Genomic DNA, 23,810 nt, shown 5'->3' on the forward strand with positions numbered 1-23,810 from the left:
CCGAACAGGCCAGTGATGCCGATGGCCAGTTGTCCGCCAAGCACCGGTGTGCCGAAAGTGTAAGTGGGATTCAAAAGTATCAGATCGGCCTGCGCGTTCAGACTGGCATTAAGATTGACGTTCACCGTTGGCGCGAATCTGCCGATCTGGATCTGTCTTGCCGCGGCGACGGCGCCCGATGCTTCGACCGAGGTGTGGTAATACACCGCGGCCATGGACCAGCCCGGCACTTGAGGTGTCGCCGCAAGGCTGCCGAAGCGTCCAGGAAGCCAGTAGGAAATGCCGCTCTCGTCGGCGTAGGCCGCCCCGGATATGGATCCAAACAGCAGCAGAGCCATGCCCATGCTGCGGAAAGTACGACGACGGCTGGCATTTCGCTTGTAAATGTTATGCGCCATCTTGATCGCCCCCCAAAATGCCGGCCTCTCATTTCGATCGTGTCGAAATTGCTGGCATCAGCTGGATCTACGAAACCTTCTTTATGCCCGGCGGCTGCCAGGTGCCTTCGCCTGGCGGCAGGATCGATGGCGCTTCGGTCTTTGGCCAGTAGAGCCGCATCACCAGATAGATCGGGCCGTTCGGCGCGGGTAGCCAATTGGCTTCCTTGTCGGCACCCGGCGACTTGTTCTGGATGAAGAGCGTCAGTGACCCATCGCCGTTCGTCTTCATGCCCGGCAGCATCGGCGAATTGATCAGATAGCGATTGATCGGGTTTTCGATCAGCAGCTGCGTCTTGCCGTCGTACATTGTCAGCGACCAGAAGGAATTCACGGGGGGCTGTTGGCCGGGCGGGAATGTCAGTGTGTAATTGTGTTTGCTGCCGTCAAGCGTCTGACCGTCAGCATCGACACGGGTAAGCGGATACATCGCCTCCACGGCATCATTGCCGTAAATGCCGGCCTTTGCCGCGGCAGCGCGCTTCAACCAGTCGCCATTGTAATGGGCACTGTCGCCAGGCATCGAACTGATCCGCCATCCATTGACCGCCTTGCCGACATTGGCAATGGCTTCGTCGATCTTGCGTTCACCTTCTTTCATGCCCAAGCCGACCTCGAGCTTGTCCTCCAGCGAGAGGTCCTTGAAGTTAAAAGTCTTTCCGGAGCCGACGCCAATGCTTGCAAGTTGGTTGCGTATTTCCTTCTCGTTCTCTTGCGCGGGTGCAAACTGCAGCGCGAAATCGAGGTATTCGAAAAAGTTTGTCTTCACGAGCTCCTTGTCGATTCTAGGAAAATCAATCGCCGCCGCACCGACTGTAGCCGGCTGGTTCAGATAGGCGGAAAGCGTCTGCACCTTGTAGCCGGCTTGCACCTGCTTGACGTTGTCGAGGTCATCCGGATTGAAAAGCTGGGTGCGATATCCCGCCACCGAAAATTGCGTAGTCGAGCGGAACACCTTCTTGATACCGGCTGGGGTCGCGCCGTTCCAATCCGGCCCGACCACCATGTAGTCGCCCGGCTCGCTGCCTGTGGCACGGCTACCGATATAACCGTAGTTATAGGTATTGCCGTCGCAGAGCATGACTGAGTAGTAGCGCTTGGGGTCGACCGCGGGGACCGAAAGGACAATCGGCTCTGCTCGCAGGTCCATCCATACGAACGAATAGGGCGTGTCGCTGTTCGGCGTTACGATGGCTGTGTCTTTGTAGGTGAAGACGTTGGGTTCGTTCTTGATTTGATTGAACGGCGCTTTGAACTGCCCGGAGTTACGATCGATGGCATACTCATACATGACGGCGTAGTTCATCACGATGGGCAGTCCGAAGATGAAGCCTGCCTCGGCAATGTCTTTTGCCTTGAGGAAGCCGGGGCGTGGGGCGCTCGTCTGCGCCTGTGCCAGGACGGAATTTGCCGTTGAGGCGGTGATTGCAGCCAGCGCTGCGGAACGAAGAAGATCGCGTTTCGTCAACATTTGAACGTCTCCTCATCCAGAGTGTTTTTTTGTTTCTACCTGGTTGCGGTAAAGGAGCGGGCGGCGAAGTAGAAGTAAACATAGGCGTCCACCGCGATGCCGTGCGCCTCCTGCTCGGTGATCGGCGCCGCCGTTTCGGCCAGCGCCGCGGGCGCGGCCGCCGCGCCGAGGCAGAGCGACAATGTCATGAGCAGAATTCCTTTAATCCTCTTCACCGTTGTGATCGCTTGCATTGAGTTCAGTTCACCTTGACCACCGCCGGCGGCTTCCATGAGCCGTTGATGATGGAAGGTGAAGAATCCTTCGGCCAGTACATTCGCATCATTGGGATGAAGTCACCCTTCGGTGCCGGCAACCAGTTTGCTTCCTTGTCTTTGCCCGGCGATTCATTCTGGAAGTAAAGTGTCAGCGATCCATCCGCGTTGGGCTTCGGATTGTCGCGCGGGCTTACCGTGAACTTGTTGAGTTCGTTGGGAACGAACCACCAGCCTTGATCGATCAGGTACATGGTGATTGACCAGAAGCCGTTGACCGGCGGCGTCATGTCCTTGGCAAAGGTCAGCGTGTATTTATTCGCTCCGGTCAACTTCTGTCCGGTGGAGTCGACCTCCGTATATGGATAGACCGCGTCCTTCTCCTGGTTGGCGGGCCAGCCAAAGGCCGCGACCGTGGCACGCTTCAGGTAGTCTGCGGGGCCATAGGTACCGAGCCCCTTGGACACCACCCAGCCGTTTACGATCTCGCCCATGCTGTTCTTGTTGTCCTCGATCTTCTTCAGAGCGGTTTGTGGAATGTCTTTCAATGCCGCTTGCACAGCGGGATCGAGCTTGTTCATCTCGAACGATTTGCCGGGCACGGCGCCGATTTTCGCCATGCTTGCGAGCATCGGCATATCTCCCGCGGCCGGCGGAGCGGCCGCTGCCATCAGCTTGGCCATCAGGTTGAAATAGCCTTCGGTCCCCATGCCGAGAATGACCGTCTGTGGCTTGTCGGTCATGCTGAAGCCGGGATTTGTATTCACCGGCGGCGTCACGGGCGTATACGGCTTGCCCCAGGCCGACAGCGGAGTGATCTTGTACTGCGCCTGCAGCGCGTTGACCGCTTTATAATCCTGCTCGGTGCCGTCGGCATAGGTGCGGCCCAGGATCACCATGTATCTTGTTGCCACCGGGAAGTGCTTCAACCCTGCCGGAACTTCGCCTTTCCAGGCCGGACCGGTAAACAAGTAGTTTGCTGCCTTTCCGTCAGCTGTGCGCTTGCTTGGCGACTGCTCTGAGTCCGACATCCAAAGGTCGGTAATCTCGAACAGATAGAATCGGCTGCCCATGTCCGGGTGACTGAACACCTGCGGCTCGGCAAGATCGAGCCACGCGACTGAGTACAGCGTGTCCGCATTGGGTGCGGAAACGCCGCGGTAGTCCGCCGGCGGATAACGGGGAACGTTGATGAACTGTCCCGTTGGACTTGTGAAGCCCTCCACCTTCGGCACATTGCTCATCTGGACGCGCGTCACCTCGGTGGTGATGAGCGAATAGCCGTAGATATAAGCGTCTTCGGCGATCTGCCGCGCCTCCGCTGGAGACAGAGACTGGGCCTTTGCAGACAGTGTCAGCGCGAAGCCTGATGTGGCAGCCAAGCCGCTTGCCAGAGCTGCATAAACGAACAATCGCCTGGTCGATTTCATGGCGGAAGCCTTTCTGAGAATATTCGATTGCGAATGGACGCGGAGTCGATTGAATACGGGGAGGCGCGCGCCTCCCCGTGTCCTCATTCGTCTCAGTAACAGGGCGGATACGGATAATAGCCGCAGGCCGGACGGACGTAGGGGTGGTAGTACGCGGCCGCTCCATATGCGGCGGCGCCAGCGGCGCCGGCGTACATGGCGCCGCGAAACGCCGAACGGCGGGCGACGCCGGCAAAAGACATCGGCGTGAACGGCCGGCCGATGATATCAATAAAGAGTGCGGCCCCGCCATCCGCGCCGGTGATGTCTCCCTCGAGAGTCTGAACATTGAACGTCAGTCTGTCGCCTTCGAGCTTCGGATTTTTCAGCACCACGACGGCGTCCTTCACCAAACCGTCCTTGCCGAACACGGACAAAGTCGCGTTCGGCGGGTTCTTGGCAAAACTGTCGTCGCCCGATCCCCATTCCGCGATCACGTCGGCGGTGGGCTGGTGGCCTGCCGATCGCACCGGACGGTCGGCAAATATGATCGAGCTCGGTGTTACGCCGGTCAAAGTGAGTGTGTCGCCCTGCAGCGTCGCGCCGCGGGAGTTGAGCACGAACAGCGAGGGCACAATCTCAGGTTTGGCGGCGGCGGAAGGAGCGCCGATCGTCTTCATGGAAGAAGGTGCCGGAGCACCTTGAGCGATCGCCGTTCCCACAGTTTGGGCGATCGCCGTACTCGCACCGCACAACGCGAACACGGCGAGTATTCCAAGAATCTGATTCAAGGTTGTGGCACGCATGACATCATTCCTTATGCAAGAATCGACTGAACGAATGCGAGCCCCTCGCTCAGGCGCGAGAGGTCGCATGCAAGTGAATGTGCGGCGTCCTCTGCATTAAACGCCGCGTGGCGTCTGTATAATCGGGACAGGATTGCGGGAAATCGACGCTATAAAGCTTGTCGCTGCAGGGCACTTCGAAGGGTGACTTCGGCTACCTCCACGAGCAAAGTATAGCACAACCTAATAGTGAGGGCCAGCCATGATCATTATCCTGTGCCCCTATCTCGTCGCGCTCTGCGCGGTGTTCTCGAGATTCATGCTCGTGCGATGGGGCTGGTTGTCTGGGGCTATCTCGCTGTTAACAGCGGATTTATCCTCGCGAACTTACTGGGATATTTGCCGGCGCCACCGATTTTGCCGGCAACGCGGGCGTGATCGGTCTTCTGGCGTCCATTCTGGTGTGGGCTAGTTCCTACACGGCATATCTCTAGCCAGCCACGCTTCCATAGTTTCGCGAGCCCGCCATGTTGCCCGAGCACCGGATCGGTCGTCGGCAGCTTTAGATTCGGACTAGTCTTCGCCTTGTTGTGATTTCCGACATCGGGCGCGCCCCACACCAACGTATGTCTCTTCTTGGCCCTTCTCGGACCTCGCGCAATGTCCGCTCCTGCGTCGCTGTTGGGGAATAAGCGGACATCGCGGATTTATGAGTACACGCCCTAGTCTCGCCTTCCTTGACCTTCCCGACCGAGGTCCCATTCGTCCAGACGTCGGCGAAGCGTAGCCTCTTTCTCGAAGATTAGCTCTCGCTTCGTTGCGCGAGTTCGTAGACCCATGGTGAATGATGATGCTCCTGGAACACCAGGCTCAGCGACTTCCTAGGACGTGTGACGCCGACGTAGAAGCTTCGGCGCGCCTCGCGAAGACCGTGCGGCGTCTGTTTATCTCGGTTATTCGGGAGATCGGCGGAGTTGACGCCATACATGATTACCGCGTCGAATTCCCTTCCTTTTGCACTATGCAACGTAGCTAAGGTGACGCGGCCCGCGCCTTCGATGCGTCCGGCGAAGCGGTTCAACGGCATGTCGAGATCGTTGGCCGGATCGGTATTCGAGATCATCTCGGAGCAGACGTCCCAATCATGCTCCGAATTGCGCGAGATCGCCTGCCATGGCTCAATCAACTCACGTTGGCCCCGTTGGAGCCAAACGTGCGTGGTCTCGCTGGTGCCGATGGATGAGTTCAGGAAGGTGATGAGACGGTCCGACAGCGCCTGCATCTCGTCCCCGCTCGCACTCCCGCCGTAGACGAGGGCAGCGGCGCGGGAGAGCAGGCGGCTGTAGCGAGGATCGGCGTCCCGCCATCCACCCGTTGCCCACCGTGCGCAATCCTCGATGAAGCAGGCAAGCCTCGATCCCCGTCGAACCAACCCTTTAGGATCTGCGCGGACGAAGGGAATGTCTGCTTCCCTCAAGGCCTCCGCGACTTTGTCCCCATGCCAACCCGCCCGGTACAGGATGGCGATTTCGTCCGGCGGGATGGACTTCGCGAGAATATTCGGGATGATCGTCGTGGCGATGGTCTGCGCTTGCTGGTCAAGACCGAACGGAACGGCGTAGAACGCCAACTCGCCGTCCGGCGCCCCTGTGACTTCTTGATAGTCGCGTTCCTCGCCAAGCGCACCGAGCGAGGCTCGGATGATCTTCTTGCCAGACCGGTAGTTGAACCTCAGCCGAATCGTATTAACGTCCGCCCGCTCCGTTAGGCTCTCCAGAAGCTCCGGATTTGCACCATTGAATCCATAGATCGATTGGTCGGCGTCGCCGACTGCGAATAGTCGGATGCCTCCGCCGAAGCAGAGCAGCAGCACTAGTTCGTGCAGCGCATGTCCGAGATCTTGATATTCGTCGACGAACAATACCGGGAAGCGCGCACTGATCGCATCCCGTATCCAATCGTATCCCTTGATCATGCGATAAGCGAGGAGCGGCATGTCGTCGTAGTCGATGAGCCCTCGGCTGCGCAGTTCCGCTTCGTAGGCCTCGATGAAGTCGGCTAGTTCAGGATTTAGACCCCTCCACTCCGGGCGGCTGCGATCGACGTCGCGTCGCCGCTTCTCGACAGCGAACTGCCAGCGCCGATGCGGGTCTTCTGAGCCACCGATAATCGCTGCGTGAGCGGACTCCACGGCGGCGCGCGATTGTGCACGTGTCGCTACTCTGAAGTCCGTGGGCAGGCCGACCGGAACGCAACGCGCATAGGGCGAAATGACCTGGCTCAGCGCGAAACCGTGGACCGTACCGATGAAAGTGCGGTCTCCCGGACCGATTCCGAGCTTCGACAGGCGGGCTTCAAGCTCGGCGACACACTCGTTGCTGTAAGTGATGCAGGCGACGCCGCGAGGATCGGCCACGTCCTCCACCAGAGCCCGTGCCATCGCGGTCGTGAGGATCTTAGTCTTTCCGCTGCCCGGGCCAGCCAAGACCACGCAGGGCCCGATCTCGCGTGCGGCCGCGAGCTGCTCGGGGTTGCCCTCGAGTTCCTTGAGCGCCCCGAGAAGGCGGCCGGGATCAGACACGGTCGGCCACGAACTTGATCGCGTCGGCGATGTATTGCGGCGGAGCAAGACCGATCATCCTCTTGCTCAACCTCGAGCCCAACCGTCCCTTGCCGATATCGGCGATCATGGCGAGCAACTGCGGAGGATCCACCAGTTCCGTGCCGGCGCGCCACGCGGCGATTCGGCCGGTTCGCGTCGAACCGAATCCTTGTTGGTCGAGAATGTCGAGGAGCGGACCGAGGAGCGCTGGCGTGTTAGCAATCGAAACCTCGAAAGTCCGATCGTTCAGGAATACTCCCGAATTGGCTGCTGCCGGCGCGAAAACTGCATAGGTCTTGGATTCCCATTCCGCCGTCTGGGTGGTTGTCAACGCGGGTTGCCGTCGCATCTCCAGCATGTCTTGCCAAAGGCCGATCGTCCGCTTCCGGCCCAATGGCGGTGTCGATCCGTCCACCGGATCCCAGTCTGTGATCACCGCATAAGGCAGACTCAACGACTCGGCGAGCTTGACGTAAGGGCTGAAATTAACGCCCGCCACGTTGCAGACCGTGATCCCGAGTTCGTCGAGCGGCCGTCCCATCGACTGCGCGAAGACGGGCACCAGGGCTTCCTCCGCATCGCCTTCGACGAAGAGCACGCCTCGGGCGAATAGCAGCTCCGCGCGCGTTGCGTTCAGATAGCTTTCGAGGTCGTCGATTTGGTCCGCGCTGACCGGGAGCGCCGCCAGCGAAAACGCGTCCGTTGCTCCGTTGCGACTCCTCAGTTGTATGATCGATCGCAAGGGGGTCACCGCGGCCAACGTCGGCGAATGGCTTGTCACGATCAGCGCCTGTGTAGGATCGGCACCGCCGAATAGCTTCTTGAATACGGATCGCTGAAGCTGCGGATGCAGATGCGCCTCCGGTTCCTCGATACACAGCAGCGAAAAGTTCCGGTCGTTCTTCCTGCGACGCCAGGCAAATTCTGCGAGCTTCAGTGCCAGCAGAGCGACGTTGGCCGATCCCAAGCTGGCTTCGGCTATCCCCCGTTTGCCACCATCGATGAACATCGCGATCGCTCGGAAGAGCCGCAGCGGATCGGAGGGGGCAAACCTGAGCCTCGCATCGATATCGTGCGCCTTCCCGGACAAATGAAGGATACCCACCCTCAACTCGTCTTCTAGCGCCTTTATCGTTGGGAAACTCTCCAACGCCTTGGTGGCCTTGTCTAGCTCCGCAGCCACCGTGCCTAGATCAGCTGGAGGAATAGCAAATATGGCCTCCTCCAGTAGATGGCGGAGGGGAGAATTGCGCCAGGTCGCGAGCTGCGACTCGGCGTCGCGCAAAGCGTCCAATATCTCGATCGCGACCCTCCGGCGCACGCGGCCTGGAACTGCCCGGGTCTCGTCCCCACCTCCGAACACAACGAAGTCGTAGTCAGCGCTGGTCTGAGGGATTCCCGTTACTCCAGCCTTCTTTCGGAAGACGTAGCTCAGTCGAACGGTGGTCGGATCAAGAGGGGTTCTGAAATCGGTCAATAAAGCGACAAGCGAGGGATCTCCCATGAAGTCGGCAAACTCGAGGTGTACCTCAATCGGATCATCGTAGTTCGGAGCACAGCCATCCCAAAAATCAGACAGCCTGAGTTGACGTGCTGAGTCCGGCAAGGCGGGATCCAGAACCAGCCGGATCGCGAATAGCAGGTTGCTTTTCCCGACACGGTTTTCTCCTAGGATTACAGCGTTCCCGAAGAGGGGAACGTCGACCAGGCGGAAGTTCCTAAAATTTCGGATGCTCAGTTTGGCGAGGCGCATCATTTACCCGGCGGTGAGATTTGTTTTCTTCGGTACTTCACTCGGATTCGTTCCGAGCAGGCATCGCATCGCACGCGCCGCTGGTGTGAACGCCTTGTCATACGAAAAAGCATGCCAATCGATGTTCTCTCGGGCGCCCAATTTATCTTGATGAAGCTTGTCTCTGACAGTCTTTACTGTGTCCACGTCCGCACTGAGGTTAGATTTCCCCTCGGGATCAAAAACTTTCGTGAGGGAAGGCTTCCACTGAACAATGGAGATGCGGTCGGCGGCGGATCCGTTTAGACCGTTCTCCCTTAGCCAGAGCGCGGAGCCAAGCCCTTCGCATATCGAAAACATGCCGACACAGAACTCGAAGTTGAGCATGTGGAAGTAGGACTCGAATAGAAGTTTGCCCTGCTTTGCGTGAGGAACGATCAGAGCGGCCTTCATCTCTAGTCCCACGAGAACGTGCTTGAGATTGGAGATCAGACGTTCTTGAACATCCTTGTGGAGACCGTCCGGAAGACTTTTCCGGATCCAAGCCTGCCAATCGTTGGCGGTCGAAAGATTGACGTAGCCTGATGGCCCATCAGGCAGCTTAATGAGGTAGAACAAGTTCGGGGCCTCCGTGCATGGTGTTCGCTCTGCAACTCTCAGGAGAGCGCGGATCGAGATCGCAGTCAATCTTCTCCGTCACGCCGCCATCGCAAGATCTTCCGCCCAACCGCGGGCAGCGATCAATGAGCGGAGCGCCGGGTTGGCAGCACTTGCTGGCGCAGTCGCAGGTCAATGCGCAGGCGCCGAGTGGGCAGCGTGTTCGTGATCGGCCACTGGGAAAAATACGGGTGGTTGCGATCGACTGTTCCGGCCGCCCGCGCCAAGTCGCTCAAATAATAAGGGAAAGATCGGCTGGGAAGCGTGCCGCTCATTGACTCCGCCTGTTCCCCTGAATCAATCTCCGGCGTTCCCGTTCGCGTCCCGCAACTCTGACATCCAAGAATCGCTTTCCTTGGTGGCTTGGGCATGGAGCTCCGGTCTCATGGTCTATCGTCTCGGCAAGCGCGCCATCTCGCAGTTCATCCGCTCTGATTGTCAGCGGCGCCTGCGGCTCGACCTGTACAGGTCCGAAAGGGACAGGGAATCGGTCGGTGCGCCGAAGCGGGATACCCACCGGCCCGGTCTGGCTCTGCTCACCCAGGCCGGTCGCAGTCATGAGCGGCGCAAATTCGGCGAATTGGCGGAAGTGCTGCCCGGCCTGGTGGTGCATGGGGAAACGACCGCCTTCGCCGAGGGCGAGGAGCGTGCGTTCGGCACGCTGTCGCTGGCGGACCGCCTAGGTGGAGTCATTCCCAATCAGATTCTGATCGAGGCCGAGTACGAGGTTGAGGCGCCGTTCACGGCGGCTCACGGGCTCGACGATCTATACGGCGGCGCCTTTTTCGGCGGCGCAAATAGACTAGAATTCGCCAAGGTCAGGCCGGACATTATCCATGTCGTGCCGCCCGACGGTACACCGCGCCGCGCGATCCTCGCCGACGGTCGGCTCGAGTCCATTGACGATCAGCGGCGCCTTGGTCTCAAGATCGTGGACATCAAGATCTCCGGTGAAGCGTCGCCCGCGCACTTCGCCGAACTCGCCTACTACGGCATGACACTGGCGGGATGGCTGACGCAGCACGGCTACGACGACCGCTTCTTTGTGCTGGCCGAGGCCGCGGTCTGGCCCGGACGGCATCACGCTTCCAGCATCGAGCGGCAGCTTCAGGCCGACGTCGCCGAGCACATCGTCGAGCGGCGGCCGGCGCTGTATCTGGCGGCCTTTGCGCAGGATCTCGAGCAGATGCCGCCGGAGGTCGTGCTCGGTCGCGTTTCGCGCTTCCTGCAGACCGAGCTTCGCTCGGTGCTCGCTGTGCCCGACTGGCGCGACCTGTCGTGGCACGTGGATCGTCGTTGTCTAGGCTGCGACTATCTCGGTTATCGCTGGTCCACCGACGAAGACGCCGCTGCGGGTATCGCCACTCCACCCGCGCGATCCGAGCGAGAGAACATGGCGTACTGCTGGACGATGGCCCGCGATGTCGGTCATCCTAGCCGGATCGCGGGGCTAACGGAGGGAGCAACCGGCAAACTGCTCGAACGCGGAATCGCCAACGTTGCCGAGGTGGCCGGAGTTCAACCCGGCAACCCCGTGTTCGAGACGCATCAGACGCTGCGGGCCAAGCGCACACTGCTGGTGGCTCGCGGCGTCTCGCTCACCGAAGCGCGCCAAGCCGAGATTGCGGACCGAGCGGGTACCTCGGCGGTGCTTCCGCGCTTTTCCGACATCCGCGTTTTCCTTTCCGCCGATTTCGACGTGGCGACAGGCATCACCTTCGCACTCGGCTCCGTCATCACATATGGAATACCGAACGCTCCGCGCGATCCAGCCGGGAACCGCAGCTATGGCCGCGAGTTCAGAGAGCGCCGCCGCCCGATGCTGGTGCTCGATCGCTCGGTGGAGGAGGAGGGGCACATTCTCCGTGAGTGGCTGGGATTCCTCGTCCAGGACATCATGCGCGCCCGCACGGAGCTGCTCGCCGGTTATCGTCAGTACGATCCCGATAAGGATGACGTGAGCATCCAGTTCTACGTTTGGGACCGGCTCATCTTCGATCACCTCTGTCGCGTCATGGGGCGGCATCTCGACCTCATGTTGCAGCCGGTGGACGCGGGGGGCGCCGACGTGAGCCCGGTCTCATGGTTGTTCCCCGCCGACAGCGTTCTCGAAGACGCCCGCTTCACGGCGGTTTCCTCGCCGATCACCATCGTCTCCGATATCGTCAACAGCCTGATGGCAGCCGCCGTGCCGCATCACTATGGCTTGGTCTCCCTCGCCAATGCGATTGATCCAGAGCGCCGCGTGCGCGACGGCCGGCTGTGGCACTTCAACGTGAACAAGTTCTATCTGGACCCACTGTCGGACCAGATCCCTTCCGAGCGGGGCACCGAAATCTGGGAGCGCAAGTCGCCGTTCCGGACGCAGGACTTCCAGTGGCATCAGGAGCAGACCAGGCGTGTCGTGATCGATAAGCTTCGCGCGGTTGCGTGGACCGTGCAGGGACTGCAACGTCGGCTGAGCGACACGTTGAGTGCAGATGCGCCGAACGTCGACGACGTCTTCCGGCCCGTGCAGGCGCTCACCGGTGTTGGCGTTGACGGCCAGATGATCTATCAGCACGCCCGTCTGATGCACGCAGCAGACAGGCTCGAGAACGATCTGCTCATGGCCATGCCGCCGCACGAACGCGAGGCTCGCTTCGAGAGCGCGCGCGTGCAGCGTACGCTGACTGGTGCCGAGCGCGCAGCCTATCTCCGTCAGATCGGACTCCCCGGGGCAGTTGCCGACGCGGCCGTCTTCGTCTTCGATCTGCGTGAGGCTTCCAAGGAGGTGCGGGTGAAGGACGGGGATTTCCTCTTCTCATTCCTGCCTGAGGACCTTCTCGCTCTGACGATGCACGACACGGTGGCCGGTCTAAAGAGGCGTTTCCCGGCTTTGGAGCATCGCCGCCCGATCGAGAATTGGGACTACACCAGGCCTGCTCGGGCCGACCTGAAGGTTTCGGTCAAAAAGCTGGACCGCGCAGCGCGACGCCTCGTCATCGAGGCACCGACGCTGCTCGTCGATCTCGTCGAACTCGGCATCGCCGATTTTGGCTTCGGCGCCGCGCGTGCGCGTTTCGGTATTCTCGATCCAGTCGTGATCGATTTCTTCACGCGGCGGCTTCGCGAGGCACTCTCCGGAAAACCGGGCTCGCAGGGAATCCGCAATCCGCCGCTCGCAGCGGCTCGTCCTCTTTTTCCGGCCTCAATCGCGAACGTCGCCGCCCTCAATCCGCGGCGCACCGCCGGCGTTCCAGCGGAGACCTTCATCTGGAACGCGGACATCGCCTCCCGTAGCGCCACCGGCCTTGACGCCGATGCCGTGCTGCGTGTCGCGCGACAGCGCAATCCGGGCATCACGCCGCGCCAGGTCGACGCCGTCGAACGCGCGGTGCAACGACATTTGGCGATCTGGTGGGGGCCGCCGGGCACGGGCAAGAGCGCAACGGCGCAGGGGTTTATAGCGGGTTCGCTGGCTAGCGCGGCTGAGGAGGGGACCGGCCTGCGCATTGCGATCACCGCCGTAACGTGGGTGGCGATCGACCACGTTGCGCGCAAGGTACCGGAAATCCTGCAGCAACTCGGCCTCGAGGACCGGGTGCTGTTGGCGCGACTGGTTTCGAGGGCGGACGCGGCGGGGCAGATCGCGCCCGAGCTTGAGCCGTTCATGCTCCCGATGGACGATCGGGATGCCGCCAACCGTATTGAACTTGAGGCTGCGCTGGCGGCCAGAGACAGCCTCGTCGTCGTAGCCAGTACCGTCGACCAGATTGCCAAGCTCGGCCGAGGAGTAATGGAGCCCATGTTCGATCTGATGCTGATCGACGAGGCATCCCAGGTCGACGTCGCCCACGCGATCGTAGGCTTCACGAAGCTGGCTCCCGATGCGCGGGTGGTCGTCGTAGGGGACGATCTGCAGATGGCCCCGATCCATCCGATCGAGCCGCCCGAAGGTGCAGGACATCTCGTTGGCTCGATCTTCGACTTCTACCGCAACTACCGCGGCGAACAGCTGGAACGCACGATGCTCGACCGGAGCTTCCGGTCGAACCGGGAGATCATCGATTTCGTGAAGCTCGCCGGCTACCCCGACCTCCATGCGAGCGACCGCACCGCCGGCTTGCGCTTCGCTATCGCTCGACCAATCCCGGCACGCCGGCCCGCGACCTGGCCCAGCCAACTCGAGTTCTCGCCGGCTTTGCCAGGCATACTTGATCCCGGGCAGCCGCTCGCGGCCGTGGTGCACAACGATCGCTACAGCAGCCAGCGCAACCAGGAAGAAGCGGACCTCGTCGCCGGAATGGTGCTCGCGCTGTTCGATGCGGGCTTGATGGACATCGATGACGGCAATCGCACCGCTCTGTCGCCGGTCGACTTCTTCCGCAAGGGCGTAGGCATCGTCACGCCTCATCGCGCGCAGCAGGCTGCCGTCTTCGAGCGCCTGTCGGCTGCGCTCGCCGGCCGCGTCGACGAGAACGAGATCTTCGCGGCCGTCGACACAGTGGAACGCTTCCAGGGCCAGGAAAAGACCGTCATGATCGCGAGCTTTGGGCTCGGCGACAAGGATCAGATCAAGGCGGAGGAAACGTTCCTCTTTAACCTCAACCGCTTCAACGTGACCGCGTCTCGCGCGAAGGCCAAGTTCGTGGCGATCATGAGCCGCAAGCTCGTCGACCATCTTCCGTCTGACAAGGAGGCTTTGATCCAGTCGCGGCTGCTGAAGCACTTCGTGGATGGATTCTTGCGCAGATCCGGACCAATCTCGGTGCCGGGCTTCTCTGAGTGTCACCTTCACGAACGATGACGAAATTTCCGGACCAATCGCTGCTTGACGACGGCGACCTCCCGGTGGTCGGCTTGGCGCGTCTCGCCGGTCGGGAGACCGTGCGCCCGCGCGACGTCTATGGCGCGCACAAGTGGTTTGCTCGGCGCTTGGCGGTGACGGCGCGGTCGCTGCTCGTCGCCGCCGGCACGCCGTCCGGCGGCTCGTTCTGGCAATCCTACTACGACGCTCCGTCGTACGAAGGCAGGGCCGTGCTTGACCCATTCCTTGGTGGCGGAGTCATGGTGCTGGAGGCCTCTCGGCTCGGTGCCGACGTCCACGGTGTCGACGTGGAGCCGGTCGCAGCCGCGATCTCCTCGTTCCAGGGGCGGCTTCGCTCGCTGCCGCCGCTCGAGCCCATGCTGGAGCGTCTCTGTGAGACGGTCGGCTCCAAGCTCGCGCCGTACTACCGTGCCCGCGATGAGCAAGGCTCCGAGGAAACCCTCTTACACGCCTTCTGGGTTCAGACCGTGCGATGCGAGGTGTGCAACCACGAATATCACGCGCACCCGCAATTCCGTCTGGCGTCCGACGCCAATATCGACAAGCAGTGGGTCGTCTGCCGCGGCTGTGGGGACATCAACCAGGCGAAGCGGGCCGCCAAGACGGTCGGCTGCGCCTGTGGGGTCCGGACGACGGGCTCTGCCGGCAACATGGATGCGGGCGCGGGGGCTTGTCCACGGTGCTCGCATCGGCAGAAGCTGATCGACGAAGCGGCGCGGACGGGTGCGCCGCCGTCGTTCCGGTTGTTCGCGGTCGAGACGATCCCATCCGGATCGGAGCGCCGGGTGGTCGGTGCCGGCCGGAAGATCCGTGCGGCGAGCTCGTTCGACCTCAAGATGTTCTCGGACGCCGCAGCGGCGCTTGCAACCGTTGAGTCGGAGACGCCTGGCGCGATCCCGCCATCGCCGATCCCACGCGAAGGCCGTAAGGACCAACGGCTGATCAAATATGGGTACCAGAACTATGCAGACCTGTTTTCCGCGCGCCAGCGCCTGCATCTCGCTTTGCTCGCGAAGGAGATCGAAAAGCTCGAAGGTCCCGAGCGGGAGGCGCTCTCGATAGCGTTCTCGGATCATCTGACGACCAACAACCTGCTGTGCAGCTACGCCACCGACTGGCGCCGGCTCAGTCCGCTGTTTTCGATCAGAGCCTTCCGCCACATTGCCCGGCCTGTGGAGATCAATCCCTGGCTGCGCAAGAACGGCCGCGGAACGTTCCCGAACGCTGTGCGGGCGGTGCAGCGGGCCGCAGCGGCTCTCAGGGAACCGCACGAACCGACCAGAACGGGAGCTGTCCGCGCGGTCGACGACCGTCCGCAAGGCGCCTGGGACCTGCGCTGCGGCGACGTGAAGAACCTTACGCATCTGGCCGACGGCTCGATCGATCTGGTCCTGACGGATCCCCCGTACTTCGACTACATCTCCTACTCGGAGCTCGGGCACTTCTTCGTGCCGTGGCTGGTGCGCTTCGGGCTGGTCGCTCCGGAGGCGCTGGACGGATTTCCTGCCGCCCAGATGGCGGCCGGATCGCGTGCACCCGCCGCCATCGAGCAGTTTACGCGAGGGATGGCAGAGGCCTTCAGGGAGATTCGCCGGGTCTGCCGTCCTCAAGCCCGCGTGGTCTTCACATACCAAAATCTCGATGGCCACGGATGGACTGCCCTCGCTAAAGGGATGGCGGAGGGGGGCGTGCGACCAATCAGGGCGCTTCCGCTTCTAGGCGACGCCGGCACCAGGCTGCACAAGCGCGAGCGGTCCATCTCCTGGGATGCCGTGGTCGTCTGCCGGGTCGATCAGCCTGGCTGCTGGACCGTCCCGGAGCAGCTCGATGCGGACGCGGGCAGGCGAGAGGCGCGCGCCTGGGCGCGTAGGATCACAGCGGCGGAGCTCGATTTCACGAAGAGCGATGAGGTGAATCTCGCCTTTGCCCAGGCAATTGTGAAATGCGCCGCGCCAAAATCGATGTCGCCAGTTAAGGCAGCGGACGCCCCCGTTGCGTGTAGGGCCGGGCGCTAACGCTAAACCATCGAGTTGCGGTGCTCCTAAGATCTGTCGAGCAGCCCTTGAGAGGGCAATGCACTATCAGTCGCGATTCAGGTCGCCACGGCTCTCATGTATGTCATCGATCTGCTTTTGGAGCTCGTCGATGGCGTCCCAAAGCAAGCTAATACTATCCGTCGCTTCAACGTATTTCTCGAGCGCGGCGATGATCTCTGAATTCATCGATCGACCATTTTGGGCGGCCATCTTTGCGATCCGATCGCGCATTCCCGCAGGCATCCTTAGAATGAATTTCTCGGAATCCCTTCCAGTGCTGCCCTGCATCTTTTGTTTCGGTCTTTGCATAGATGGCACCGTGCCATATTCTTGTTGACAGGATATGGCACGGCGATATCATAGTTAATGGAAGGAGCATAGCATGATCCGCAAGAGCGATGCCGAGCGGGTTTTGGTTCGGATGCCCCGAGACGTGAAAGCATGGATTGAGCGCGAGGCTGAGCGAAATGGCGCCTCGCAGAACAGCGAGATCATCCGGGCAATCAGGGCCCGGATGGACCGAGAGCGAGAGGCGACTGCCTGATGTCTCGTGGCGCGCAATCATTCAAGCAGGCCAGCTTTACCAAGATGCTCAAGGGCGCGGTAAAGGCGGGTTTTACCGTTCATCGTGCAAAAGTACTTGCTGACGGATCGGTGTTGCTTGATTTCGATGAGACGCGTCCTTCGTCGGAAGCCCAGCCTCCTGCTGAGAGCAACGAATGGGACACCGTAAGGTGAAACGCAAAAACCCGAAACACGTCCACGCCTATGAGACCCAGCACGGCAAGCGCGTTTGGTACTACCGACCGCCTGGTGGGAAGAAGGTTCGCATCTTAGTCGGCGACGGGGTCCTGCCATGGTCGCCATCGTTCTTAGCAGCGCTCGAGGCAGCCCGAGCGGACGGCAAGCCGGCCGAACTTGGCGCCGGCCGAACTCAGCCCGGCACCGTCAACGCTGCGATCATCAGCTACTATCAATCCAGTGCCTTCAAAGATGGTCTCGCCAAGAGCACTCAGAGTAATCGGCGGGCCATTCTCGATCGCTTTCGCGAAGACCATGGCGGCAAGCGCGTGGCCCTGATGCACGCTGCGGCGCTGCAGAACATCTTCAACGCAAAAGCACCCGCGGCGCAGCGGAACTGGAAGAAAGCGCTCCGCGGTTGGCTCGATCACTGCCTCTCACTCGGGATGATCCGCACAGATCCTTTGCGCGACGTGAAGCTTACCAAAATGAAGACCGTGGGCCACCATCCCTGGGAGGCGCGCGAGTGCGAGCAATTTGAGAAGAGGCATACCGTGGGCACGCGCGCGAGGCTAGCTTATGAGCTACTGCTGCAGGCTGGCCAATCCCGCTGCGATGTCGTCAGAATGGGGCGGCAGCACATCCGTGGGAAGGAAATGTCGATGCGTCGGCAGAAGACCGATGTGCCATTCTATGTTGAAGTCACGCCTCGCTTGATGGCTGCAATCGAGGCGATGCCCTCCAGCAACCATTTGACGTTCCTGACGACCGAACAGGGCAAGCCGTTCAGCGCGGCGGGCTTCGGGAACTGGTTCCGTGACCGATGCCGCGAGGCCGAGCTGCCGGAGCGCTGCACGTCGCATGGCCTACGCAAGGCAGCGGCAACCTATCTTGCCGAGGAGGGCGCCACGGACCATCAACTAATGGCGTGGTTTGGTTGGACCTCGGTCTCGCAGGCGCAGGTTTACACAAAGGCCGCAAATCGAAAGCGCATGGCGCGAGCCGCGGCGAAGCTCATTTCAGGAACAGGCATTGGCTCACCTTCCGACCCGGTGAGCCAAGATGCCATGCAAGACATTGATATCGCTAGGGGTGGAAAATGAAGTGGCGATCCCGGCAGGACTCGAACCTGCAACCCGCGGAGTAGAAATCCGCTACTCTATCCAGTTGAGCTACGGGACCGTCTTGAGCCGGCCGGTTTGGACCGCTCGGATTGGGCGGCTGGCCGTTCATGTAGCATGCCAATATGAAAAAACTGGTGTTTCGCCAAGTCTGAACCGAACCGTTTTCCTCAGTGCGACGACAAAGCGGAACGGTGGGGTGTCAGGGTGCCGGATTGAGCGGCAGCGGACCGGACGATGGATCACATCGCCGGGAACGCTGAATAGCTTCCGGGGCACGGCCGCCGGTCGACTGGTCAGGTAGTGCTGCGCCATCAGGACGGCGTGCGTGGCGGTATCTCGGCCGGTCTCCTCTGGGCTTGCCTCTGTCATGGCGAATGCGACGCTTTGCACCTTCTGGTTCCATCGCCTTGAGTCCGTCACCTTTCCGCGCATTTCATTTGCCGCCGCGGCGTTCGTCCGCGCTTTCCGGGAGTCCTCCATGATCGGTCTTGTTCGCGCCGTCACAATCTGCGCCGCGCTGGCGCTCGGCCTCGTCGCTGCGCAGGCCGCCGACAAGGCGTTCAGACGCGACGACCTCGCCGATTCCGCGATCAAGCTGGAGGCCCAGATCAAGAGCGAGGCGGGGCCGGTCGCCAAGACCAATGCGACGCTGAAGACGGACGCCGACGCCGCCTTCCGGCGCAATGACTATCGCACCGGCCTTTCCGTGCTCGGCCAGATCGCCGCGACCACGCCCGAGGATGCCGGCAACTGGTTGCGGCTCGCCAAGGTCATCTTCCAGATTTCGCCAAAGAGCTCGAGCGAGCAGACCTTCCTTTTGGAGCGCGCCTCGACCGCGGCCTATATCGCTTACATGCGCGCCGGCAATCCGGGCGAGGAGGCCGACGCGCTTGCCGTCCTCGGCAAGGCGCTGGCCGACCGCAAGCTGTGGCGGCCGGCACTGGATGCGCTGCGGCTGTCGCTCGACATGCGCGAGGTCGCCGAGGTCCGCGGCCAATATGAGAAGATGCGCGACGAGCACGGCTTCCGGCTGCTCGACTATACCGTAGACTCGGATTCGGCGAGCCCGCGTGCCTGCTTCCAGTTCTCCGAGGAGCTCGCCAAGCGCACCGACTTCGCGCCGTTCCTGGCTCTCGCCGGGCAGGACAAGCCGGCGCTGTCGGCCGAAGGCAAACAGCTCTGCGTCGACGGGCTGAAGCACGGCGAGCGCTACAACATCAACCTGCGCGCCGGTTTGCCGTCGACCGTGAAGGAGGGCCTGCCGAAATCGGCCGAGTTCAACATCTATGTACGCGACCGCAAGCCGTTCGTGCGCTTCACCAGCCGCGCTTATGTGCTGCCGCGGACCGGCCAGCGCGGTATTCCCGTCGTCAGCGTCAACACGCCCTCAGTCAGCATCAACGTGTTCCGGATCGGCGACCGCAACCTGATCAACACGGTGGTCGACAGCGATTTCCAGAGGACGCTGTCGAAGTACCAGCTCAGCGAGCTCGGCGACGAGCGCGGCGTCAAGGTCTGGACGGGCGAGCTTGCGACTGCGACGACGCTGAACCAGGACGTCACCACGGCGTTCCCGGTCGACCAGGCGCTCGGCGAGCTCCAGCCCGGTGTCTACGTCATGACGGCCGCGGCGAGGGCATCGGACGAGGACTACCAGCTCGCCACGCAATGGTTCATCGTCTCCGACCTCGGCATCGCCGCTTATTCCGGCAATGACGGCATCCATGTTTTCGTCAACTCACTGGCGTCGACCGATCCAATCGGCAAGGCCGAGGTGCGCCTGGTCGCGCGCAATAACGAGATCCTGGCGACGCGCAAGACCGACGATGCTGGTCACGTGCTGTTCGAGGCCGGCCTTGCGCGCGGCGAGGGCGGATTGTCGCCGGCGATGCTCACGGTCACCGGGGAGAAGGCCGACTATGCCTTCCTGAGCCTGAAGACCTCGGCCTTCGACCTGTCCGACCGCGGCGTTTCGGGGCGCGCGGTGCCCGCCGGCGCCGATGCCTTCGTCTATGCCGAGCGTGGCGTCTACCGTTCCAGCGAGACCGTGTTCCTCACCGCGCTGCTCCGCGACGGGCAGGGCAATGCCGTCACCGGCGGGCCGATGACGCTGGTGGTCGAGCGCCCGGACGGCGTCGAATATCGTCGCGCCGTCCTGGCAGATCAGGGCGCCGGCGGCCGCACGCTGTCCGTGCCGCTCAACTCGGCCGTACCGACCGGCACGTGGCGGGTGCGTGCCTTCACCGATCCGAAGGGAGCTTCGGTCGGCGAGACCACCTTCATGGTCGAGGATTACGTCCCCGATCGGATCGAATTCGACTTGTCCGCCAAGGACAAGCTGATCAAAGCTAACGCTCCAGTGGAGCTTAAGGCCGACGGTCATTTCCTCTATGGCGCACCGGCCTCGGGCCTGCAGCTCGAAGGCGACATGCTGATCGCGCCCGCGCCCGAGCGGCCCGGCTTTGCCGGCTACAAGTTCGGCGTCGACGACGAGGAGACCACCTCGAACGAGCGCACGCCGCTGGAGAACCTGCCCGAGGCGGACGCCAATGGCGTCGCGACCTTCCCGGTGACGCTGGACAAGCAGCCGGCCTCGACGCGCCCGCAGGAGGCGCAGATCTTCGTCCGCATGGTCGAGACCGGCGGCCGCGCCGTCGAGCGCAAGATCGTGCTGCCGGTCGCGCCCGCCACGGCGCAGATCGGCATCAAGCCGCTGTTCGGCGACAAGAACGTCGCCGAGGGCGACAAGGCCGAGTTCGACGTCGTGTTCGTCTCGCCGGAGGGCGAGAAGCTGCGCCGCGACGGTCTGCGCTACGAGCTCCTGAAGATCGAGTCGCGCTACCAGTGGTACCGCCAGAACAATTACTGGGAGTACGAGCCGGTCAAGTCGACCTCGCGCGTCGCCGACGGCGACGTCACTGTTACGGTCGACAAGCCGACGCGGATCTCGCTCACGCCGCAGCCCGGCCGCTACCGGCTCGACGTCAGGTCGAACGAGGCTGACGGTCCGGTGACTTCGGTGCAGTTCGACGTCGGCTGGTACTCCGACGGCAACGCCGACACGCCGGACCTGCTGGAGACCTCGATCGACAAGCCGCAATACGCCTCCGGCGACACCATGACGGTGTCCGTCAACGTCCGCAGCGCCGGCAAGCTCACCGTCAACGTGCTCGGCGAGCGGCTGCTGACGACGCAGACCATCGACGTCAAGGAAGGCACCGCGCAGGTCAAGCTCCCGATCGGCAAGGATTGGGGCACCGGCGCCTATGTGGTGGCGACGCTGCGCCGTCCGCTCGATGCCGCCGCCCAGCGCATGCCGGGCCGTGCGATCGGGCTGAAATGGTTCGGCATCGACAAGCAGGCTCGCACCTTGCAGGTCAAGCTGTCGCCCCCTTCGCTGATCCGGCCGAATTCAACGCTGAAGATCCCCGTCAAGCTCGATGGGCTCAATCCGGGCGAGGACGCCAAGGTCGTCATCGCCGCGGTCGACGTCGGCATCCTCAATCTCACCAATTACAAGCCGCCGGCCCCGGACGATTATTATCTCGGCCAGCGTCGCCTCAGCGCCGAGATCCGCGACCTCTACGGACAGCTGATCGACGGCATGTCGGGCACGCGCGGCCAGATCAAGTCCGGCGGCGACGCCGGTGGCGAGCTCCAGGGCTCGCCGCCCACGCAGAAGCCGCTCGCGCTCTATTCCGGCATCGTCACCGTCGCTGCCGACGGCTCGGCCGAAGTGAGCTTCGATGTTCCGGAGTTCGCGGGAACCGCGCGCGTGATGGCGGTGGCGTGGACCGCGACCAAGCTCGGCCGCGCCAACACCGACATCGTGATCCGCGATCCCGTCGTGCTCACGACGACGCTGCCGCGCTTCCTGCTCAATGGCGACCGCGGCTCGGTCAACCTCGAGATCGACAATGTCGAGGGCCAGGCCGGCGACTACGTCATCAACGTGAAGGCGGGCGGCCCGGTGAAGATGACCGGCAATCCCGCAACCACGGTGAAGCTCGCCGCCAAGCAGCGAAATTCGTTCTCGCTCGCGCTCGATGCGACCGCGGCGGGGCAGGCGACGCTCGACGTCGACATCAAGGGCCCGAATGGCCTCGCGCTGGTGCGTCACTATGCGTTCGACGTCAAGCCAGCGACGCAGGTGCTGGCGCGGCGCTCGATCCGGACGCTGGCGAAGGGCGAGAGCCTGACGCTGACCTCGGACCTGTTCTCCGACCTCGTGCCGGGCACCGGCGCTGTCTCGGTCTCGGCGAGCCTGTCGACCGCGCTCGACGCGGCAACGATCCTGAAGGCGCTCGACCGCTATCCCCATGGCTGCTCGGAGCAGATCACGAGCCGGGCGATGCCGCTGCTCTATGTCAACGAGCTCGCGGCCGGCGCGCATCTTGCCATGGACACCGAGGTCGACCAGCGCATCCGCGACGCGATCGAGCGGCTGCTGGCGCGCCAGGGCTCGAACGGCTCGTTCGGCCTGTGGCTGGCCGGCGGCGACGATGCCTGGCTCGATGCCTACGTGACGGACTTCCTCACCCGCGCCCGCGAGAAGGGCTTTGCGGTGCCGGACGTGCTGTTCAAGAACGCGCTGGACCGTATCCGCAACTCTGTCGTCAATGCCAATGAGCCGGAGAAGGACGGTGGCCGCGATCTCGCCTATGGCCTGTATGTGCTCGCCCGCAACGGCGCAGCCCCGATCGGCGATCTCCGCTATCTCGCCGACACCAAGCTCACCAACCTCGCGACCCCAATCGCGAAATCGCAGCTTGCGGCTGCGCTCGCCTTGGTCGGCGACCGCAACCGCGCCGAGCGGGTCTATGGCGCCGCGCTCGACAGCCTCGCGCCCAAGCCCGCGCTGGAATTCGGCCGCACCGACTACGGCTCGCAGCTGCGCGATGCCGCAGCATTGGTGTCGCTTGCCAGCGAAGGCAACGCGCCGAGGGCGACGCTGACGCAGGCGGTGTCGCGGGTCGAGACCGCCCGCGGGCTGACGCCCTACACCTCCACGCAGGAGAATGCGTGGCTGGTGCTAGCGGCACGGGCGCTCGCCAAGGAGAACCTCTCGATCGAGGTCGATGGGCAGCCGGTCAAGACCGCCTTGTACCGCAGCTACAAGGCGGACACGCTGGGCGGCAAGCCGCTGAAGATCACCAACACCGGCGATGCGCCGGTGCAGGCGGTCGTCTCGGTGTCGGGCTCGCCGGTCACGCCGGAGCCGGCGGCGTCCAACGGCTTCAAGATCGAGCGCGGCTACTATACGCTCGACGGCAAGCCCGCCGACATCAGCAAGGTCAAGCAGAACCAGCGCTTTGCGGTGGTGCTGAAGATCACCGAGGCCAAGCCCGAGTACGGCCACATCATGGTGTCGGATTATCTGCCGGCGGGCCTGGAGATCGACAATCCGAACCTGGTGTCGTCGGGCGACAGCGGCACGCTGGACTGGATCGAGGACGGCGAGGAGCCGGAACATACCGAATTCCGCGACGACCGCTTCACCGCGGCCGTCGACCGGGCCTCGGATTCCAAGTCGGTCTTCACGCTCGCCTATGTCGTGCGCGCGGTCTCGCCCGGCAAATACGTGCTGCCGCAGGCCTATGTCGAGGACATGTACAATCCCTCGCGCTATGGCCGGACCGGCACGGGCAGTGTCGAGGTGCGGGCGGCGAAGTGAGTGCTGGTGGGATGAGCGAGGTCGCGCCTCAAACTCGGTCGTCATGCCCGGGCTTGACCCGGGCATCCACGGACTTTG

Annotated in this window: 14 protein-coding genes, 1 tRNA gene and 1 pseudogene; 6 read left to right on the top strand and 10 right to left on the bottom strand. The window is 62.5% G+C overall.

The window, feature by feature from the left end; all coding sequences use genetic code 11:
- The 8 genes and pseudogenes from ACM43_RS19220 to ACM43_RS19255 form a co-directional block, all read right to left on the bottom strand.
- Nucleotides 1-344: pseudogene (locus ACM43_RS19220) on the bottom strand (phenol degradation protein meta); the annotation flags it as partial.
- Nucleotides 345-465: 121 nt separating this feature from the next.
- On the bottom strand, nucleotides 466-1,908 hold the full coding sequence (locus ACM43_RS19225; RefSeq protein WP_271542129.1) for a DUF1254 domain-containing protein: 1,443 nt from the start codon (nucleotides 1,906-1,908) through the stop codon (nucleotides 466-468).
- A 35-nt stretch (nucleotides 1,909-1,943) separates the two neighbouring features.
- Nucleotides 1,944-2,141, bottom strand: coding sequence for a hypothetical protein (locus ACM43_RS19230; RefSeq protein ID WP_271542130.1), 198 nt, complete (start codon nucleotides 2,139-2,141; stop codon nucleotides 1,944-1,946).
- 5 nt (nucleotides 2,142-2,146) lie between these two features.
- A complete protein-coding gene (locus ACM43_RS19235) occupies nucleotides 2,147-3,592 on the bottom strand; it encodes a DUF1254 domain-containing protein (protein WP_271542131.1) in 1,446 nt (481 codons plus the stop codon).
- 92 nt (nucleotides 3,593-3,684) lie between these two features.
- Entirely contained in the window at nucleotides 3,685-4,377 is a 693-nt protein-coding gene (locus ACM43_RS19240) for a hypothetical protein (protein WP_442869323.1), read from the bottom strand.
- A 781-nt stretch (nucleotides 4,378-5,158) separates the two neighbouring features.
- Complete coding sequence (locus ACM43_RS19245; protein ID WP_271542132.1) at nucleotides 5,159-6,937, bottom strand: ATP-dependent helicase; 1,779 nt, start codon at nucleotides 6,935-6,937, stop codon at nucleotides 5,159-5,161.
- Entirely contained in the window at nucleotides 6,930-8,714 is a 1,785-nt protein-coding gene (locus ACM43_RS19250; protein ID WP_271542133.1) for an ATP-dependent nuclease, read from the bottom strand. The genes ACM43_RS19245 and ACM43_RS19250 overlap by 8 nt, the downstream gene beginning before the upstream one ends.
- Nucleotides 8,715-9,308 (bottom strand): hypothetical protein, encoded by a 594-nt coding sequence (locus tag ACM43_RS19255; protein WP_271542134.1) that lies wholly within the window; start codon nucleotides 9,306-9,308, stop codon nucleotides 8,715-8,717.
- Nucleotides 9,309-9,732: 424 nt separating this feature from the next.
- On the opposite strand from ACM43_RS19255, the gene ACM43_RS19260 reads away from it, so the two are divergent.
- A complete protein-coding gene (locus ACM43_RS19260; protein WP_271542135.1) occupies nucleotides 9,733-14,136 on the top strand; it encodes a bifunctional RecB family nuclease/DEAD/DEAH box helicase in 4,404 nt (1,467 codons plus the stop codon).
- Nucleotides 14,133-16,172 carry a hypothetical protein gene (locus ACM43_RS19265; RefSeq protein ID WP_271542136.1) on the top strand — a complete coding sequence of 680 codons (2,040 nt, stop codon included), beginning with the start codon at nucleotides 14,133-14,135 and terminating at the stop codon, nucleotides 16,170-16,172. Before ACM43_RS19260 ends, ACM43_RS19265 begins: the two co-directional genes overlap by 4 nt.
- Nucleotides 16,173-16,238: 66 nt before the next feature.
- On the opposite strand, the gene ACM43_RS19270 is transcribed toward ACM43_RS19265, so the two are convergent.
- Nucleotides 16,239-16,502 (bottom strand): Arc family DNA-binding protein, encoded by a 264-nt coding sequence (locus ACM43_RS19270; RefSeq protein WP_333919435.1) that lies wholly within the window; start codon nucleotides 16,500-16,502, stop codon nucleotides 16,239-16,241.
- 73 nt (nucleotides 16,503-16,575) lie between these two features.
- On the opposite strand from ACM43_RS19270, the gene ACM43_RS19275 reads away from it, so the two are divergent.
- From ACM43_RS19275 to ACM43_RS19285, 3 genes are read left to right on the top strand one after another with little or no spacing between them, the layout of a single operon-like run.
- Complete coding sequence (locus tag ACM43_RS19275; RefSeq protein WP_271542137.1) at nucleotides 16,576-16,737, top strand: Arc family DNA-binding protein; 162 nt, start codon at nucleotides 16,576-16,578, stop codon at nucleotides 16,735-16,737.
- Nucleotides 16,737-16,931, top strand: a complete 195-nt coding sequence (locus tag ACM43_RS19280; protein WP_271542138.1) for a hypothetical protein — start codon at nucleotides 16,737-16,739, stop codon at nucleotides 16,929-16,931. The genes ACM43_RS19275 and ACM43_RS19280 overlap by 1 nt, the downstream gene beginning before the upstream one ends.
- Nucleotides 16,928-18,037 carry a tyrosine-type recombinase/integrase gene (locus ACM43_RS19285; RefSeq protein WP_271542139.1) on the top strand — a complete coding sequence of 370 codons (1,110 nt, stop codon included), beginning with the start codon at nucleotides 16,928-16,930 and terminating at the stop codon, nucleotides 18,035-18,037. Before ACM43_RS19280 ends, ACM43_RS19285 begins: the two co-directional genes overlap by 4 nt.
- A 2-nt stretch (nucleotides 18,038-18,039) precedes the next feature.
- On the opposite strand, the gene ACM43_RS19290 is transcribed toward ACM43_RS19285, so the two are convergent.
- A tRNA-Arg gene (locus tag ACM43_RS19290) sits at nucleotides 18,040-18,116 on the bottom strand.
- A 420-nt stretch (nucleotides 18,117-18,536) separates the two neighbouring features.
- Here ACM43_RS19290 and ACM43_RS19295 point away from each other — a divergent pair.
- Nucleotides 18,537-23,732 carry an alpha-2-macroglobulin family protein gene (locus ACM43_RS19295; protein ID WP_271542140.1) on the top strand — a complete coding sequence of 1,732 codons (5,196 nt, stop codon included), beginning with the start codon at nucleotides 18,537-18,539 and terminating at the stop codon, nucleotides 23,730-23,732.
- The last annotated feature ends 78 nt before the right edge of the window (nucleotides 23,733-23,810 follow it).

Origin of the sequence: Bradyrhizobium sp. CCBAU 45321 (assembly GCF_028128975.1) — a bacterium.
Taxonomy (GTDB): Bacteria; Pseudomonadota; Alphaproteobacteria; order Rhizobiales; family Xanthobacteraceae; genus Bradyrhizobium; species Bradyrhizobium yuanmingense.